Below are 15,547 nucleotides of genomic sequence, written 5' to 3'. Positions count from 1 at the left end.
TTTAGTTATTAATTAATATTTTAAATTTAGTAAATGTTATTGTATTTTTGGATACATTATTATTATATTGTAAAAGTGCTAAAAGCTAAGAAAGCAAGGAGCAAAAAACTTGTGTAAAATGTGACTTAAAACCATAATAAACATTTGCCTTTGCTATAATTTAATAAGGTAGACAATAACTTGTCTACTTAAGGAGATTTATGTACAAGTATAAAGCTAAATTAATTGTCAACCAAGAGATTATTGCAACTGCAAATAGTTTGGAAGATATTGAAGCTGCTGTACTAGGATATCGTCGTAAGCAAAAAGTAGGCGAACATACTAGCGGTAACGAAAAAGTAGAGATTATTCATGTTGAAAGAGATTCTCTAAAAGGCAAACATAAATCTAAGGAAGTTGTATTAAAAGTTATTTAATATTCATTTAAGCAGTGGGAATTCCGCTGCTTTTTTGATAAAATTATTTATAAATGAGATTGCGCTATGATAAGAATGCTGAAGGCAAGCTAGAAATGTTCAATTACCTTATAAAACAGGGCGATTCGAAAATTTTGCTGGATGATAAAACAGTATTAGAAATTGGTATGGGTAAGGGTGAAATGATAGTTGAATTAGCTAAAGCCCATCCTGAATTAAACTTTATTGGCTTAGAAAAATATCCAACTGTGGCTGCTAAGTGTATAAAAAAAGCAAACGAATATAATCTTTCAAATTTTAAAATTTTGATTGATGATGCTTTTAAAGTTGACGAGATTTTCGAAGGACAGTGCAAAGTTATATGATTAACTTTTAGTGACCCTTGACCTAAAGCTAGACATGAAAAAAGAAGACTTACACATCCATTGTTTTTAGAAAAATATAGAAAAATTCTTGATAAAGACGGCATTTTGAAGTTTAAAAGTGATAATGATGGCCTTTATGAATTTTCACTTTCATCCCTACAAAACAGCAATTGAAGAATTATTGATCATGGAATTGATTTACACAATTCAAAGTACAATGAAAATAATTATCAAACAGGATACGAGAGAAAATGATCAGCAAGAGGCAAGAAAATTAATTACATTTTTGCACAAAAAGGTGAATAAAATATGCACACAGAAGAGTTAGTAAATAGAGTCAAACCATCATTTTGAAAAGTGCTTTGATTCATTATATTCACTTCGTTTATTGGCTTTGGAGGGGGTAATGCTTTATTGCCAATTTTTAAACGATACTCAGTTGATAAATATCGCTGATTGAGCGAAAAAGAGTTTGAAGAGAATGTTATTTTAACCAACGTGCTTCCCGGCGCTTCAGTTATCGAGGCCTTGAGTTATATTGCTTTTAAAACTTTAGGTTTTTGAAAGGCATTAATTGTTATTGTTTTCGGTGTCTTGCCTCATGTAATTTTTGGTTTCTTGATTTTTTACTTTACTCAATATATTCCTTTTAAATATCTTTTTGTGATTGAAGTTGCTGTCTTATCGACAATAATAGGTTCATTGATTGTTTTTGTTTATAACTACGTTAGAAAAGGACTAAAAGCCATTAAACAATGGCTATGATTTTTACTATTTTTAATAACTATTTTGTATGCACTTTTTGTGCCTGCTCCATATAATATGCCAGTTATTATTATGGTTACAATAATGGTTATTTTTACAATTGTTTACTTTTCAAGAAAGAAAATAATTAGAAACAAGAAAAATCATAAGGGTGATTTGATTCTTTCTAGCGAAGATCATTCGAAAGGCGGTAAATAATGACCTTTTTAATGATACTAACTACCATAATTTTCATTATATTTATTAGTTTGTCAGTATTTGGTGGCGGACAGATCTTTATGCCTATATTTAGCTGACTTTGGGAATTTTTGAATAAGCATTTTGCAACCAATATTGATAGCCAAACTGTGTCAAACTTATTTACAATAAGTAATGCAACTCCAGGCGTTTTTTCTACTAAATTAGCCTTTGCCACAGGCTATTTGGTTGCAAATGGCCACTGATGAGGCTTTATATTTACATTCTTTACTTATTTAACATTTGTTCTTGTACCATTTTTAGCAATGTTTTTCTCAATGAAGCTAATGTCAAGCAAAAATAAGTCACCATTTTTGCAAGGGTTAGTAAAAATTATGAATCCAGTAATTGTTGGAATTATTGGCGCGCTAATTATTCAACTCATAATAGGAATAGCATTCCCACAAGTTATTTTTAATAAATCTATTAGCGACTATGCCAAGATTGATAATATGAAAATAAAGGCTCAATATTTTGAAAAAACAGGCATGCCAATTTTATTCATTTATGTCTTGTTTACAGTCATATTCTCATCAATTATGTACAAAAAGAAATTCCCGGTAGTTCTACTTATTTTAATTAATGTTGTGCTTGCTTTTCTTGTATTTTGTCCTTGATTAGTTAGTTAAATTATTTATTTAATAATTTATAATTCAAAACATATGATTCAATTAGAAGTTAAATACAAAGAAAGAATAGACAAGTATATAAGTGATAATTCTGAAATTACTAGAAATGATGCTAAGGCGTTAATTGAACAAGAAGCTGTTTATGTAGATGATAGAAAATTTGTTAGAAAACCTAATTACATGGTGCGTGAAGGCATGGTAATTACTGTTTTAAGATTGCTTGAAAAAGAAAGTAATATTGAAGCTGTTGATATGCCGCTTGATATTAGGTATGAAGATGAGTATTTGTTAATCTTAAACAAGCCTAGTGGATTAGTTGTTCATCCAGCACCTGGTCATCTTAATGACACTTTAGTTAATGCACTAATGTATCATTTTAAAAACAATTTGTCAGATGCAAATGGTTTGTTGCGCTTAGGAATTGTGCACAGAATTGATAAAGATACTAGCGGACTTTTGATTATTGCTAAAGATAATGAAACTCACAATGAACTAGCTAAAATGCTTAAAAATCACCAAATTAAGCGTACTTATTTAGCTATTTGTGAAGGAATATTGCCTAATAAAACAACTAAGATTAATTTACCTATTCAAAGAGATACAAAAAATAGAAAGCTAATGAGCATACATAAAGACGGCAAGAGTTCAGTGACATATGTACATATGCTTAAAAGTTTTTACATTGATAATAAGCCTTATTCTTTAGTAAAATGTGAACTTGAAACTGGAAGAACACACCAAATTAGAGTGCATTTAGCATATATAAAACACCCTGTGTATGGTGATAGTATTTATGGTAAAAGTGTTGATGAATTTAATCAAAGATTGCATGCATATAAGTTGAGTTTTATGCATCCAGTTATAAATAAATTAATCGAAGTGTATTCTGATATACCTAAAGAATTTGATATTGCTGAATATGATTACGAATTATTAAAAAATGATGATTAATAATATATTATTTAGTTAATTATTAATATTTTCCTTAAGGAGAAATATGTTTAATAACCACTTCAGATTTGAAGCATCTTTTGAAGGATTATGAAAGCATGAAAAGAAAACTTTTCGTCCTATTTTCATTTCAACTTTTGTTTCATTCATTATATTAATTCTTTATTTTATAGTAACTGCATCGCTTGACCTTGCTTACATAAATGTCACTAATGAATTTTTTGATCAAAACCCTGATAAAAATTTCTCTCCCGAATATTTAAAGAATATGCATTTGTTTTGAATAATATTTAAATATGTAGCATCTGCTGGAATCTTAGTGTCTACTATTTTGATGTTTTTATCTGTTTTACAGGGCTATAAGAAAAAAAACTTTGCAAAAATTTACTCTTGACCGCTAACAATATATTTCATAATTTTATTTGTTAATATATGAAATTCTGTATCAGCAATTATTCAAGGAAAAGGTGTAAATTCTTCTGGAGATGTTGCATTTAGTAACTATATCTTAACAAGAATGATATTGACTATATTATTTACAATAATTCTAGCAGTTGCATATTTTGTATTTGTTAGAAAATACATGTTTATTAAGATTGCGTATATAAATGTGCAAAGATATGAAGAAGCTAAAAAACAACTTGATGCAAATCCTGAGCTTAAAGAATTAGTCGAAAACATTCAAGCTGCTTTTGGTGGTCAACTAGAGTCAAAACCTAGTGATTATTCTGCTGAAGAAGGCGAAGAATCAGCTGATTCAAAACCTGAAAAAATGGACAAGGATGATGAAGTGGATCCAGCTAAGTTAGCAAGAGAAAAGAATTATAAAAAGCTTATGGACTTGCCAAATGAAAAACTTTATGAAGCAGCTCAAAAACTATATATTTCAGGCTACCAAAGTATGGAAAAAGCTACATTGGCTAACTTAGTATTAGATATTTTAGAGCAACAAGAAGCTAAGAAACGTGCTGAAAATTCATCTAGTAAAAATGACGAAAAAGGCAATAAATCAGGTTCTGATGGCGAAATAGTTGAAGCAGAAGTCAGAGACATTTCAGAAGATAACATAAGAGAAAAGAAGGATGAACTTAGATAGTTCATTTTCTTTATTTTAAGGATGTAAAATGTTAGATTACGAGCTTAAAAACTGAAATGATTATAAGCTTATTGCAGGAGTTGATGAAGCAGGCAGGGGATGCTGTGCGGGGCCGTTAGTTGTAGCATCTGTAATAATGCCTAATGGCTATATTAATGAAAATATCAAAGATTCAAAAAAGCTTAGCGCAAAACAAAGAGATATACTATTTGACGAAATTCTAAAGGTCTGCATTGATTATCATATTGTTACTTTGCCTTCTTCATATGTGGATAAATATAATCCGAAAAAAAGCTCTAAAAATGGCATGAAAATTTGTATCGATTCTTTAAATACTAAGCCAGACTTAGTTATTACTGACTTTGAAAAAATTGACGAATTAGCCATTAAACAAGTTAATCTAGTTAAAGGCGATTCTATAAGCTTTAATGTTGCTTGTGCTTCTATTTTAGCTAAAGTAACTAGAGACAGATATATGATTAAAATTGCTAATAAATACAAAGAATATGAATTTGAAAAACATAAAGGATATTGCACAAAAAGACATACAGAGTCAATAATTAAATATGGAGCCTCTCCTGAACACAGATTAACATATAAAAACGTTAGAGAGGCAATTAGTATCTATGAACAAAGGAAGTTAAATTAATAAAGCCACACATTAATTATTTTTAATAAACTAAAATATTTGATTGAGCATCACATATACTGTTATATGTGATTTTTATATCCATCTGTTGTCAATGAGAACTATAAAACATAATATTAGGAAAAATTATTACTAATAATATTATTTTATTTGCAAATAAACTAGAATTTTCATATTTCTAATTTTCCACATATTTTTGCAGTATCTATAGAGCATAATAAATACACTTATAATTAATTAGTTTTAACTTAAATGAAAGTGTGGAGAAAATATGCATTCAGGCAAAACAAATTTCGACAAATTTAGCAGCGCTTTTACTAAAGCAATAAATTCAAATGGCAAAAAATACCTGATGCATAAATTTAGTAATTCAATTCTATGATTAATCAATTTTCCATCTATTATTGCTCCCTTTCATCAAAAGAGTTATAAAGGCATAGGTCGTAATTCTAATTTACTTATGGACATAAGTGAAACTGTTGGTGTTGGAGAAGGATGCAAAACCTATAATGAAACCATTGAAGGTATTAATGGACATAAAAATAATATTAATGATTATAAATTATATTTAGATCGAAAAAGCCAAACCGTGCTTAAAACAGCAAGATTCGGCATAAGTCTTGAAAAATTAGTATTGTTTCTTATTCATGAATCTAATATCAGGAATACTCAACTTATTCCAAGAGAAACAGATAAGGAGATATTTCCTTAAAATGCTTAAAGTAATTGAATACATCGAACAATACTTAGTCTCTTTTAACAAACATAAAAAAAGCCCACTAAAGCTTGTCTTAAAAGGAAGCTATTTGCTTTATAGTGAACAAATTATTGCAAGGAAGCCAAATGATATAGACTTTTGCTTTTTACAAGATTCTCCATACTATTTAAGATTAGAATTTATTAATTATTTATTGTCATCATCTATTACATCATTAATAAAAAGGGATGACAATCTAGTTATTTTATTAATAGATAATATGGCTGTTGAATTTATATTATTTGAATCAATGGAAGAAAAGTTTACAAAGCAATATAAGAATTATAAAAACATATATGCAATTGAAGCCAAGTATGCAATAGTTCATTTAATTTGTAGTATTTCGTATTCAAGCTCTAAGTATTTTTTAAAAGACAAAACTAAAAGAATTATGCAAATTGCAAATGATTTGAATTTTATAACATCAAATTCACCCACTATTTTGGATTTTGACTATGACAAGCACAATATAAAAAGCTTCTTGATATCAACTAGCTGAAATACTTTTTTATAAACAAATATTATAAATATAGGACTTTTCTTGATTATACTTTTAACACACGTGATTTTCTTTCAAAGAATAACACAATTTTTAATGAAAAATCACTATATTGAATTCGAGAAACTTGAGATATTTATCAAAAATCAAAAATTCTTAAAGAAAAAAATTATTTTTTAAATGAGTTGATGATCAATAGCGAAAGCCTTGAAAATTTATTGTTAAATGGTTGAACCCATCCATCGCTACCAGGCTTGGAAGCTAAATTTATAAAATCAGTTTTTATAAAAAATAAGATTACAAATATAAATAATAATGCATTTTTGGTGACAAAATCTTGCATAAAAAAGAGAAATGTTTTGTTTTTGGCTCATGCTGATGATGTTGGTGGGTTAGTGATTAATAACGAAGCATTTTTTCAAGGCACTACTTACTTAGAAAATGGAATGTTTAATTTATACAACTTAGATAATGAATTCATTGCTGAAGTTAATGGCAATAGTATTGATAATCTTATTTATTCACAGGAAAAGAATAGGAAGATTAATAGGCCACAAATAAATTTAGATATTTTGGATAAATGCCCAGATTCTGAATTAGTTCAAATACTGCCTGCTACAAAGACCAAAGTATCTGAAATTGACATAACAGCCCGTAATAATGACAATAGATTATCTGTGCTATTGTTGAATCACCTACTAAATAATCTTAACATTAATATTAATTTATGTTTGAGCACTAAAGAAGAAATACTATTAAGAGGCGTTCGTGATATTAAGGTTCAAAAGTATTTAAAGAAATTCAAAAACATAATAAATTTTGAAGTATCTGAATCTGATTTTTGAGACAGTGAAAACATACTAATTAGAGTTGCTGATACTTTTACAAATGTAAATAAAAAATTACTTAGCAAGGTTACAAAAATTTGCAATGATTATGCAATTCCATACAAACTATATTTTGGTTCAGGATCAACAGATGCTACTGAAATAAGAAATACTGATGCAATAACAATTGCTATACCTGCAAACTCTATACATTCAATGAACTCTACTGTTATTGTAAAAAACATCTATTACACTTTAATGCTAGGAGTTTTGTTATGACGAAATTTAAAGTAAATAATCTGAAATACACAGGTTCGTTGACATTGTCCTTAATTGGATCAGAAGCATTCAAATTAGGCTCATCAATATTTATATTTAAGTTCACTGGCAACCTTTGACTTGTAACATTTTTGTATCTATTAATTCAGCTTCCATCAATAATAGTTTACTTATTTAGCTCTAAAATAGTAAAAAAAGTCAAAAATGACAAGTTTATACTACTAGTTTGTGATTTATTAAGTTTTGCTATATTAATCCCTCCATTAATAACATTTATCATATTAAACAAAGACGATAGTAACAAAGACTTGAAGACGACTTTATCCATAATTTTAATAACTTTTAGCACTATATTAGGTTTTATTTATTCATTTAGATTTATTTTTCTAAAAAGCATAATTTACTTTATTGCTGATAATAATGATCAGATGCAAAAGTTTAATGCATCTAACTCCTTAGCAACTTCATTAGGTTTTTTTGCTTCGACAATCTTATCGTTCTTTTTATTTAAGAATCTAAGTTTTTATTGACTAATAACAATGAATATGGTAACCTACTTAGTTTCTGGAATTTTGTATTACTCATTAAAAGTGAATAAAGAAGCAACTATATTCAGTAAGCCAGAATTGACAGACAGTACTGAAAATAGACAAATAAAGTCAAATCTTGCTAAGTCATGAATGTTTGTTTTATCAGGATCGCTTCTTATAGGAATATTCCTATTTCCAAATACTTCAGGGCTTTCGCAGTATTTTAATAGTTTTGGAAACTCTGAATACAAAATTGACAACTGAGGCTTTTACTTTTCTATAATTTTTACAACTTTTTCACTATTAGGCGTTATTATTGTTTACTTTTTTCAGTCAAAAATTAAAAAAAGCAAGCCACTGTTTATAACATTAATTTCGATATTAGGAACCCTAAACTTTGTTTGACTATTTTTTATGAATTCAGAAACAAAAGTAAACTTAATATCATATGTTTCTATAATTGCCTTGCAGCAATTTGCTTATTCATTATTTATTCCTATTTATTATTCAACATCATATGAACTTTTTAGTAAAAATCATTTCCACAAGCAAAATGGGATAGCTATAGTATTTAGAACTTTACTATCATCAATGATTAGTGTGTTATTTACTTTAATATCAACTAAAGCAGGATATTTGTATACATACTTGTTCTATTCATTAATTGTTTTTACCTGTGCTATAGGCATTTTGGCATCATCCTTAACGTACAAGAGAAGCAAAGTGTAAAACATAGAACAGGCATAAGTATTATTTAATGAGAATTTGTAATATTAAAAGACAGCGTGTTGACTGTCTTTTAATTTTGCTTAGTTAGCAAGAATCATTTTTCCTATTAAAAAAGCCTATATGGCTAATTTATAGCACTTTTGGACAAACAATTATTCCTTAGTTAGCTTTTTTGACAAATATTCTCTATATAAATTTCTAATTTCGTCAATTGAAACAATCCTATTATCGCGCATAACATTCCAGTAGTCAAATCCATTTACTCTAGATGCTTTTTTATTCAATAATAATGCAGCTTTTGAGTGAATATCGTGAACTTCTCCATTATCGTCAGTTAACTTGCCATCAGAATTTAAATAAACATTTTTGTGATTAATGTTTTTTAAATAAAACTGCTCTCCAAGGTGTAAAAAGTTATCATTAATCATGTCCTTTAAGCCTACTTTTAAGGGTTTTATGTCAAAAACTGCTAATTCAATATCACCTATTTTTTCCTTGGTTTTTTCTATTCTATTTGCGCCATAATGACAATATTTTTCATCTTGCTCTATCATTATGTATTTTCTGCCTGTTTGTTTGGCTATTTTGCCGGTTGTCATAGTACCAGCAAAAGGATCTAGAACTATATCGTTAATTTTTGAGCTAATATTAATTATTTTATAAAGAAGTTCTTCAGGCTTTTGTGTGCTATGGAGTTTTAAGCCTTCATTATCCTTTAGGCGTTCACTACCATTAACAACTGAAATTGACCAAACACTACCTAGTTGATTACGGCTTCCTTTATTATAGTCTGCAACATTAATATTTAATTCTTTGGCTGTTTTATAGTTAAACGTGTATTTTGACTTTTGATTCTTAGTTGCTCAGATTAAAGTTTCATGGCTGTTTTGGAGTCTAGTTCCTTTAAAATTTGGCGTAGGATTAGTTTTATGTCATATAACATCATTTATGATTCAAAATCCTAAATCTTGCATCAGCCCACCTATTGTGTAAATGCATTGCATCCCGCCGATAACTCAAAATGAGCCATTAGGCTTCAAGACTCTATGACATTCACTTAATCATTTTTTAGTAAACTGTACATAATCATCATTAGAATCGAATTTGTCTCATTCATCTTCAACGCCATTAAATTTTGTACCTTCAACTCTGAATAAGGTTTTGCTTGTTCTCATTCAATATGGTGGATCAGCAAAAATTAAATCTATGCTGTTATCAGGAAGCACTTTCAAAGCTTCAATGCAATCTGCATTAATAATTACATTAGTTGTCATCTTATTCATTTTATTTACCAAGCTTTCTTTATTTAATGTATAGAGTACAGATCTTGAAAGATAAAATCACTATTCTAATTTTATATTTATTAATAAATTTAAATGTTAAAAGCTTTATAAAAATAGGTTTTAGTTTATAATTGTTTTACAAATTAAAATGGCGGATGTGGTGAAGTGGTTAACACAGCGGGTTGTGGTCCCGTCATGCGAGGGTTCGAATCCCTTCATCCGCCCCATTTTTTTTTATACCTTTTTTGCCTATATTTTAATATAGTAGAATTTAATATATGTATATTGCTATGTGTGAGTATGAAATTAAAAAGTCTAAATTTATAGGCTGTGTTTTTTATATTAGTTCAAAAGAAGATGTTAAAAAGTATGAACTTATGCTTAGAAAAGAGCATAAAAAAAGCACGCATATTTGCCACGCATACTCATTTTATAGTACTCAAAGTCATAATTTAGGATTTAGTGATGACGGCGAACCAAGTGGTACAGCTGGAAGACCAATTGCTCGAGCTATTGAATTAAAAAAGCTTGAAAACGTTGTCGTATTTGTCATACGATATTATGGTGGAATTAAATTAGGCGGTGGAGGACTAATCAGAGCCTATAATAAGTGTGCTAATATGGCAATTGATGAATATATTAAAGTTAAAAGAGGCTAAAAATGATAGCAATAATTGGGAAAATTGGAGTTGGGAAAACCACATTTAGCAAAAAGCTCATTGAGCGTGGTTTTTCAGTATTTAATTGCGATGAATTTGTCCAAAAAAGCTATCAAAAAGGCAACGAAGGCTATGAAGCTATAAAGAATCAAATAGGTGATTTTTTATGTGATGAAAATGGGGTTTCTAAAAGAAAAATAAAGTCATGAATTTCCCAAAATCCTTATAATATTGACCTTTTGGAAAAGGCAATTTTTCCAATAGTTGATAAAGCCATAAAAATGGGGAAATTTGATTTCGTAGAAATACCAAAATTAATTGGAAAAAATTATGATTTTAGCAAACTTTTTGATATTATTTTATGCCTCGAAACTCCAGAGAAAATAAGGGGTAAAAATATGACTAAACGAGGTGTGGATAACCTCACAAAAATGGCAATAAGTGAAAAAAATGCCCCAAAATTGATGAAAAATGCTATTTTTGGTCAAATTCCAATTGTGAATATCTTTGCCAATAACTTGTGTGATGATGCATTATTTGAATTAATTTTGACAATACTATTTGCAAATAGTTAAAATACATTTAGAAGATTATTTTTATTAATATTTGCAAGGAGTTTTAAGTATGTTAAAAACATTACAATATCCATATTTTACTATTCAAAACTCGTTGCAAATTAGCAGCACAGATCTTAAAAATCTGCGTAAGTTTTATGCGCCTATTTTGTGCAGTGAATCTATACTGCTTTATGAGTACTTAAGAGACCTAACACACATTGATTCTAATGAATATGGCATATTTGATTTTGAAAGCTTGACTTATTTATTAAATATGGACATAAAAACCTTAAATAAGGCTAGAATTATGCTTGAATCAGTTGCTCTTTTATCTACTTTAATAGACGAGTTTAATCGCAAAACTGTTTTTGTTTTAGAAAAGCCGTTAGACAGCTCTGGTTTTAGAAAAAATTTGCTGTTAGCTAATAAATTAATCAAAACAATGGGCAAGCAAAATTTTGAAAGGTTGATGGGCAAAGAGAAAAATATTTTTCTTTCGAAAGCTAAATACTTATTAGATGCATCAGCAAAGTTTGATGAAGTTTTTGCACCGGATCAGTCAGTGGAAAATGATGATAAACTAAATGATTCTGCTTTATCATATGAATTAGATTCATCAGATGTAAGCACAAAAGAAATCAATTTGTTTATTCAGGAAAAACTTGATTTAAACACTTTTGAGTATCCTAATCCTTATGAGGCTATTTTAAAGACTGATTCAAGATTTTTCTTTTCACAAGTTTCAGGACAAATTCCAACTGAAAGCATAGTTAATTTAATTAAGTTTTCTAAAAATAATAATTTAAGTGATTCATGTATTAATTTAGTTTTTTATTATGCTTATGATGTTAATGGTAGAATTAACTATACTTATGTTAAGAAAATCATTACAGATTTAATAAATAAGAAAATGTTTTCTTTTGCACAAGTGGAAAAACACTTAGACAACTTGCAAGGATTCAAAAATAAAGGCACTATATCTAAAAAAGAATTGTATAAGGCAACTTACTTAAAATCAATAACAATGCATAAAGATGCATACGAAAGCGCTGAGTCCTTAATTGAAGATTAGGAGAATGAATGAAAGATCGTGATTGAATTAACAACCTTGAAGGTCTTGTTGATGGAAGTTATGACGAGATTGAAGCTAAGGTTATGAATTTAATTAAATCTAATCCTAAAATCGTCAAATGTATTGAGCAGTTAAATATCACTGATAGCGAGTTAAAAGACAATTTAATTGAGTTTTTAAATATTAAAGAATCGCTAGATAATAGTGATATATATCCTTGAGTTTATAATGTTATGCGTAAAAATGGTGCACTGGTTATAAAAAGATCAGCCGCAAAAAATAATTATGCAAAAAATATAACAAGAAAGCTAAATATCATTTTAACTGAAGTTAGTGAAACTAATCCTGATTATAAACTTTCAAAATTTCATATACCTGCAAGCAGACGCAAGGAACTTATAACTAAAATTAATTATGTAAGAAATATACTTGAAAAATGAAAACCTTTAGAAAACAACCAAAATATCTATATTTATGGATCAAACGGCACAGGCAAAACTTATATTGCTAATGCTATGGTCAACAGTTTTGCTTCTAGAGGTATTTCGTCAGCCTATATAAAGCTCAATGATCTTTTTAATTATTTGAAGAAGAAAATGTCAAATAGTATTTCATTGAATGAAATAAAAAGCTCGCTCAAAAATGTGTCCTTGCTCGTGATTGATGATTTAGGTTTTGAAAAGCATAATGAGTGATTCAAATATGATTTTGTTTACGAAATTTTGCAACAAAGAAATGCCAACAATAAATTTACAGTTTTATGTTCTTTGCTTAAGCCAGAAGATTTAGCTAGCTATTACAGGCATATTGAAACAAACCCTAGTTTTTCTTTTAAAGTGGAGTCATTAATCCATGAAATTTTGCAACATTTCACTCCTTATAACATTGATTCGAATCCTTTAATTTAAGCTATATGCTTATTAAAGGATTTTTATTTAATAAAATTGAATTATGAAGCTTCAAAATAATACTGTTGTAAAAAATGTAATTGCTGTGGATCATTCCTATGAAGGACTAGGCACAGTTAAAACTGATGATTATCCTATTTTTGTTGAAAACTTATTACCTGGCGAGAGAGCTGATATTTTGATCAAAAAAGCAAATTCCAAATTTGCTTTTGCTAAAGTTATCAAAAGATACAATGAGTCAACAAAAAGAATTAAGGTTGTAAATGAGAAGCTAATGGAAAGTGGTTCAGCACCGCTTGCAAATATTTCATATAGTAATCAGCTAGAATTTAAAGAGAATTTTGTTAAGCAATTATTTAAGAGAAATATTCACTACACTGACATATTGCCAATATTAAAAAGTGACTATGAATGAAGGTATAGAAACAAATTATTACTGTTTACTAAAAATGTCCAAAATACCATTAAAATAGGGCTGTACGAAAAAAATAGTCACAATTTAATTGAACAGGATTCATATGATTTGGTTTCTAATGAAGCTGAAAATGTTTTAATTTGGCTCAGCAAAAACATTAACAAATATGATTGTTTTAAAAATGTTAAAAATGCGCTGACCAGCATCACTTTAAGAGAGAGCTATGTAAATAAAAAAATAATGCTTTATTTTACCGCATCAAAAGCATTTGATTTATCGAAACAATTTGTTAATGATATTGCAAAAGAATTTGAAAATATAGAGACCATTATGGTTATTGTTAATGATAAAGTTGTTTATTCATATTTAAGCGAAAAGTCCTATTTAATAGACAAAATAGGAAAATTTAGCTTTAAATATAACTGAAATAGTTTCTTTCAAATTAATTCGAATCAAACAGAAAAACTGTATTTGCTTTTATTAGATAATCTAAATTTAGATAAGAGCAAAGTGGTCTTGGATGCATATTGTGGCATTGGCACAATATCATTATTTTTAGCTCAAAAGGCTAAAAAAGTCTATGGACTAGAAATAGTAAAAGAAGCTGTTATAAATGCTAAGGAAAATGCGTTGGATAATAGCATTTATAATACTGAATTTATTTCTGGTGACGTTATTAAAACAATCGATTCAATAAATGAAAAGATTGATACAGTAGTAGTTGATCCGCCAAGAAGTGGACTAAGTAGTGAATTTTTGAATAAAATAATAGATATAAAGCCTGAAGAAATAGGTTATATAAGTTGTAATCCACACACAATGTGCAGAGACATTGATCAGTTAATTAAAGCAGGATATGAATTAAGTTTTTTAAGGCCTTGCGATATGTTTAGTCAAACTTATCATATTGAGATGGTGGCTGTACTTAAGCTAAAAGATGCTAAAAGAACTATAAGAAAGGATCATTAGTCAATTTTACTGATTAATAAAGGAGATATTTATGAGAATGAATTATGTGAATTTTAAGGATCAAAAGATGTCTGTGTATTCTAAAAATAACAAATATGACACAACTATTTTATTTTTACATGGCTTGAATTCAAACAGTTCTTTCATTGATAATTTGCTTGAATACGACAATAAATTTAATATTGTTTCAGTTAACTTTCCTGGTAGTAAATATGCTCCTGATATTGATCCTGAAGACATTATTCTAGATGATTGGATTGAGCTGGCCAAGGCTGTTTTAAAGGGCATTAAGTCAAAACACATTCACATTTTAGCCCACTCAATGGCTGGTGGTGTTGCTGTTGAATTAGCTAAAGATCCAAGAGTTGAAAAAGTTTTTATGCTAGCAACTATTAATCCTACTATGACAGAAAATAAGTCATATAAATTGCTTCATAATGTAATCGGGCCACAGACTGGCAAACCTTCAATGTTTGGCAAATTGTTTGTTTGAGGCGCTAAATTTTTCAAAAAAGGTAAGAGATTAATTGATTCATTTAGTAGAAAAGGTAAATGATATAACCTACTAGATAAATATATTTTACAACCTTCATTTATGGAAAAATTAGATAAGCAATATAGAGAAGTGACTAAAAAATTAATATTTATTATCGGCGACAAAGATTCAATTATTGGCACTGATAATTTTATAAATTATGCAAATGAATTAAATTGTCCGGCTGTGAAAATTGGCGAAACTCATTCACCAATAAAAGTAGCAGGCAAGCAAATGAGTAATTTCTTAAATATGTTAGTTATATCCAAAAAAGTGCACTGACCATTTAATAAATTTATTACATTTAGCAAAAATATAATAAATGTTGGTGTTTCAAATGATGCTGATGATGAAGATGCAGTTGAAGAAATCTTAGATCAATTAAATAAAAATGGCGAGATAGAATTGGAAAAACAATAA

The 15,547-nt window shown here is 28.4% G+C and carries 18 protein-coding genes and 1 tRNA gene; 18 read left to right on the top strand and 1 reads right to left on the bottom strand.

All coding sequences use genetic code 4. The features are described 5' to 3' along the window. The first annotated feature begins 200 nt into the window (after positions 1 to 200). From MAG_RS03445 to MAG_RS03395, 11 genes are all read left to right on the top strand, one after another. The gene (locus MAG_RS03445) at positions 201 to 416 is read left to right on the top strand and encodes an MAG6790 family protein (RefSeq protein ID WP_011949832.1); all 216 of its coding nucleotides are present in this window, start codon (positions 201 to 203) and stop codon (positions 414 to 416) included. A 53-nt stretch (positions 417 to 469) separates the two neighbouring features. After that, entirely contained in the window at positions 470 to 1,087 is a 618-nt protein-coding gene (trmB, locus tag MAG_RS03440) for a tRNA (guanosine(46)-N7)-methyltransferase TrmB (RefSeq protein ID WP_011949831.1), read from the top strand. A gap of 3 nt (positions 1,088 to 1,090) precedes the next feature. After that, on the top strand, positions 1,091 to 1,744 hold the full coding sequence (locus MAG_RS03435) for a chromate transporter (protein ID WP_011949830.1): 654 nt from the start codon (positions 1,091 to 1,093) through the stop codon (positions 1,742 to 1,744). Next, positions 1,744 to 2,412 carry a chromate transporter gene (locus MAG_RS03430; protein WP_011949829.1) on the top strand — a complete coding sequence of 223 codons (669 nt, stop codon included), beginning with the start codon at positions 1,744 to 1,746 and terminating at the stop codon, positions 2,410 to 2,412. Before MAG_RS03435 ends, MAG_RS03430 begins: the two co-directional genes overlap by 1 nt. A gap of 33 nt (positions 2,413 to 2,445) precedes the next feature. After that, on the top strand, positions 2,446 to 3,363 hold the full coding sequence (locus MAG_RS03425) for an RluA family pseudouridine synthase (RefSeq protein ID WP_011949828.1): 918 nt from the start codon (positions 2,446 to 2,448) through the stop codon (positions 3,361 to 3,363). Positions 3,364 to 3,409: 46 nt separating this feature from the next. Then, positions 3,410 to 4,459: an APC family permease gene (locus MAG_RS03420; protein ID WP_011949827.1), complete on the top strand. Its 1,050-nt coding sequence runs from the start codon at positions 3,410 to 3,412 to the stop codon at positions 4,457 to 4,459. A gap of 28 nt (positions 4,460 to 4,487) precedes the next feature. Next, positions 4,488 to 5,108 (top strand): ribonuclease HII, encoded by a 621-nt coding sequence (locus MAG_RS03415; RefSeq protein ID WP_011949826.1) that lies wholly within the window; start codon positions 4,488 to 4,490, stop codon positions 5,106 to 5,108. Between the two features lie 271 nt (positions 5,109 to 5,379). Next, positions 5,380 to 5,820, top strand: coding sequence for an amino acid--tRNA ligase-related protein (locus tag MAG_RS03410; RefSeq protein WP_011949825.1), 441 nt, complete (start codon positions 5,380 to 5,382; stop codon positions 5,818 to 5,820). A 1-nt stretch (position 5,821) separates the two neighbouring features. After that, positions 5,822 to 6,379 carry a hypothetical protein gene (locus MAG_RS03405; protein ID WP_011949824.1) on the top strand — a complete coding sequence of 186 codons (558 nt, stop codon included), beginning with the start codon at positions 5,822 to 5,824 and terminating at the stop codon, positions 6,377 to 6,379. 173 nt (positions 6,380 to 6,552) lie between these two features. Next, positions 6,553 to 7,485, top strand: coding sequence for a zinc-binding metallopeptidase family protein (locus MAG_RS03400; protein WP_041308787.1), 933 nt, complete (start codon positions 6,553 to 6,555; stop codon positions 7,483 to 7,485). Continuing rightward, positions 7,467 to 8,729, top strand: coding sequence for an MFS transporter (locus MAG_RS03395; protein ID WP_011949822.1), 1,263 nt, complete (start codon positions 7,467 to 7,469; stop codon positions 8,727 to 8,729). The genes MAG_RS03400 and MAG_RS03395 overlap by 19 nt, the downstream gene beginning before the upstream one ends. Before the next feature lie 152 nt (positions 8,730 to 8,881). Here the strand turns inward: MAG_RS03395 and MAG_RS03390 are convergent, their stop codons facing one another. Further along, positions 8,882 to 10,012: a site-specific DNA-methyltransferase gene (locus MAG_RS03390; RefSeq protein WP_011949821.1), complete on the bottom strand. Its 1,131-nt coding sequence runs from the start codon at positions 10,010 to 10,012 to the stop codon at positions 8,882 to 8,884. Between the two features lie 151 nt (positions 10,013 to 10,163). Here MAG_RS03390 and MAG_RS03385 point away from each other — a divergent pair. The 7 genes from MAG_RS03385 to MAG_RS03355 all read left to right on the top strand — a co-directional run bounded on the left by MAG_RS03385 (position 10,164) and on the right by MAG_RS03355 (position 15,547). Next, positions 10,164 to 10,239: transfer RNA gene (locus MAG_RS03385), tRNA-His, on the top strand. A gap of 63 nt (positions 10,240 to 10,302) precedes the next feature. Further along, complete coding sequence (locus MAG_RS03380) at positions 10,303 to 10,671, top strand: YigZ family protein (RefSeq protein ID WP_011949820.1); 369 nt, start codon at positions 10,303 to 10,305, stop codon at positions 10,669 to 10,671. A gap of 2 nt (positions 10,672 to 10,673) precedes the next feature. Then, positions 10,674 to 11,246: a dephospho-CoA kinase gene (gene coaE / locus MAG_RS03375; RefSeq protein ID WP_011949819.1), complete on the top strand. Its 573-nt coding sequence runs from the start codon at positions 10,674 to 10,676 to the stop codon at positions 11,244 to 11,246. Between the two features lie 49 nt (positions 11,247 to 11,295). Further along, entirely contained in the window at positions 11,296 to 12,300 is a 1,005-nt protein-coding gene (locus MAG_RS03370; protein ID WP_011949818.1) for a DnaD domain protein, read from the top strand. A gap of 8 nt (positions 12,301 to 12,308) precedes the next feature. Beyond that, a complete protein-coding gene (locus tag MAG_RS03365; protein ID WP_011949817.1) occupies positions 12,309 to 13,208 on the top strand; it encodes an ATP-binding protein in 900 nt (299 codons plus the stop codon). 43 nt (positions 13,209 to 13,251) lie between these two features. Further along, positions 13,252 to 14,592 (top strand): 23S rRNA (uracil(1939)-C(5))-methyltransferase RlmD, encoded by a 1,341-nt coding sequence (gene rlmD / locus MAG_RS03360; protein WP_011949816.1) that lies wholly within the window; start codon positions 13,252 to 13,254, stop codon positions 14,590 to 14,592. A gap of 37 nt (positions 14,593 to 14,629) precedes the next feature. Next, positions 14,630 to 15,547 carry an alpha/beta fold hydrolase gene (locus MAG_RS03355; protein ID WP_232955100.1) on the top strand — a complete coding sequence of 306 codons (918 nt, stop codon included), beginning with the start codon at positions 14,630 to 14,632 and terminating at the stop codon, positions 15,545 to 15,547.

This window comes from Mycoplasmopsis agalactiae PG2 (genome assembly GCF_000063605.1).
Lineage (GTDB): Bacteria > Bacillota_I > Bacilli_A > Mycoplasmatales > Metamycoplasmataceae > Mycoplasmopsis > Mycoplasmopsis agalactiae.
This window is presented reverse-complemented; position numbering and strand designations above follow the sequence as displayed.